The organism is Pseudoalteromonas sp. NZS37, from assembly GCF_015864265.1.
GTDB classification, from domain to species: domain Bacteria; phylum Pseudomonadota; class Gammaproteobacteria; order Enterobacterales; family Alteromonadaceae; genus Pseudoalteromonas; species Pseudoalteromonas arctica.
In genome coordinates this window covers 1-2,084 of sequence record NZ_JADYXL010000031.1, presented here as the reverse complement: position 1 = coordinate 2,084, position 2,084 = coordinate 1, and the positions used below count along the sequence as shown (strand labels likewise).

Sequence of the window (2,084 nt, the reverse complement as noted above, 5' to 3'; positions counted from 1 at the left end):
AGAACTTTATCGTCTCGACAGGCCCCGCAACTGCGCCAGCGGCTGGTGCCGCCAACTCGCCAGAATCCTCCGCGACGATCACCGCGCCGCGCAGCACGCGCCTCGCAGCGCGCATGCGGTCATCGGCAGGCTCGCCGATCAACTCGATGGCCTGCCGGATGGCTCGCACCGCCGCACTAAGCGTCGTGAAGTCGGTGGTGGCTGGTGCCGCCTGTGCCGTGGGGGCGGCCAGGGTAGCGTTGTGGGCCATCACGATTTCAGTGACCGCACCGGATTCGACATTCCGCCCAAGGTACGAGACAAGGCCACGGCCTTCCTTGTTCACGATGCTCCAGCCCTCGTAGCCATCTTTGCCGCCAGAGCCGTACCAGCGCTCAATCCACGCCCCTGCGGCTGGTGCCGCCTGTGCCGTGGCGGTTTCTGGGTAGGGCCAGTCCTTCAAATGCTCGACGGCTTCGGCCACCGTCTTGTCAATCGCACTGCCGGGTTGGTAGCCAATCTTCTCCTTTGCTCTCAAGAACAGGCCGATCATCGTGCTCAGTAGAGCGTGCGTCTTGGTGTTCGTCGCCCCGGCTGGTGCTTGCCCATTTGCCAATCGCAACACCGCTTCCACGATTTTTTCGGCGCCGATGGTGTCCCATGCCGTGGATTGCAGCCCTATGGCGTCTTCAACCTGTTCGACCGTGATGCGGGAGGCTGGTGCTTGCCCATGGTATGCGCGAATTGCCGCGCGCCACCCGTAAAGCACATAAGCGGCAGAGCCGCAGTCGTCGCTTGCGCTGCCAGAGCTGTCGCGTGCTTTGNGCGCCACCCGTAAAGCACATAAGCGGCAGAGCCGCAGTCGTCGCTTGCGCTGCCAGAGCTGTCGCGTGCTTTGCGTGCTTTGCGTACTATGGCTCGCAGTTCATCTGGCGTGGGCTCAGGCAGCTCCGCATAGGCCCCGCCCTTTGGTGCTGCTGGTCTGTCGTGTTCTTCATTCGTCATGATCAATCTCTCCATTTTGTAAACGGCCGACCGGCTTTTTCCCAAGCGCAATCGACCGCAATTTCCAGTAACTCGTCGGCGGTGATCCCCTCCTGACGAGCGGCGATGCGGACAGCGCTCATGGCGTTCTGCTCGCAGTACGGTGAGCCAGGGCGGTGGGGATACCAGTAACCCCCGCAGTTGCAGACGCGGTGCCCGGTCTCACGCAGGTGCTTCGTGAACAGGTCGAACGACTTGCGTCGGGTTCGACATTCAGGGCAGCGTAGGATCAACGCCACACGTCCCCGTTTGCCCGAACAAACGCGACCGCGAGGTCTCCATCCCAACGTTTTTTGCGCATCAGACAGGTCAACAACCGAATGCGGACCTCTGTCACCCGTTCGATGGTGGCGACAACGGCGCGCACCGCAGCAGGTGGGTGTTCGGTCACACGGCGACACGCAGCCAAGCGTTCGTGCGTCGTGCTTTTCATTTGCAACCCCCGCAGAAGAACATCCGGTTGCGCCACACCCCGCCCGTCCGGTTGCGGTCGGTGAGGCACTTCACACAGAACGCCTTGGCGTAGTAGGTGCTGGTGGGTGGGATAGTCATGTGCCTTCCCCGTGAAGAAACTCGAAGTCACGCGCGTCCTTGAGTGCGGCCAACGCCTCCTTTGCCTCAGCGAACTCAGGGCTGCTTTTTCCGAAATCCCGCTTGGCCGACCGCTTTTCCACCTTGGCTTCACGAATGGCTTCATCAAATTCGTCCATCGTCATAACGTGTCCTCCAGGCTGACCATCGAACTCTCGGCCCGACGCCGCGCACGCATGCGCGCCATCGTCTCGGCGGCTGTCCACCGGCGCCCGGGGCGCGGCAGGTCGGGTTCGGTGCCCCACTGGAACACCGGCACGATGCGGCGACCCCGCACGTCGTCGTTCCATGCGCAGATGCGCACCACACCCAGCTCGCGCATCTGCTTGACCCAGCGGGCCACCGACTCTTTTGCCAGGCCGGAGACCAGCACCAGGTCGTCGTAGGTGTGCCCCTTGGCCTTCAGCGCGGTCTGCATGCGCAGGGTGATCTTGGCGTTGTTGCGGCGGGGGGCGGTCATGGGTAGGCCA

3 protein-coding genes are annotated in these 2,084 nt (G+C 63.0%); 1 reads left to right on the top strand and 2 read right to left on the bottom strand.

Going from position 1 to position 2,084, the window contains the following annotated elements:
- The first annotated feature begins 1,398 nt into the window (after positions 1 to 1,398).
- Positions 1,399 to 1,590, top strand: a complete 192-nt coding sequence (locus I6F47_RS20115; protein WP_197099293.1) for a hypothetical protein — start codon at positions 1,399 to 1,401, stop codon at positions 1,588 to 1,590.
- On the opposite strand, the gene I6F47_RS20110 is transcribed toward I6F47_RS20115, so the two are convergent.
- The gene (locus I6F47_RS20110; protein WP_181870836.1) at positions 1,572 to 1,739 is read right to left on the bottom strand and encodes a hypothetical protein; all 168 of its coding nucleotides are present in this window, start codon (positions 1,737 to 1,739) and stop codon (positions 1,572 to 1,574) included. The two genes, I6F47_RS20115 and I6F47_RS20110, sit on opposite strands and share 19 nt — an antisense overlap.
- A partial coding sequence (locus I6F47_RS20105; RefSeq protein ID WP_231609269.1) for a hypothetical protein occupies positions 1,736 to 2,084 on the bottom strand: 349 nt, incomplete at its 5' end. The genes I6F47_RS20105 and I6F47_RS20110, both read right to left, overlap by 4 nt.

Excerpts from the sequence above, each read along its gene's own strand:
- I6F47_RS20110 (WP_181870836.1), bottom strand. The coding sequence starts at position 1,739 with ATGACGATGGACGAATTTGATGAAGCCATTCGTGAAGCCAAGGTGGAA.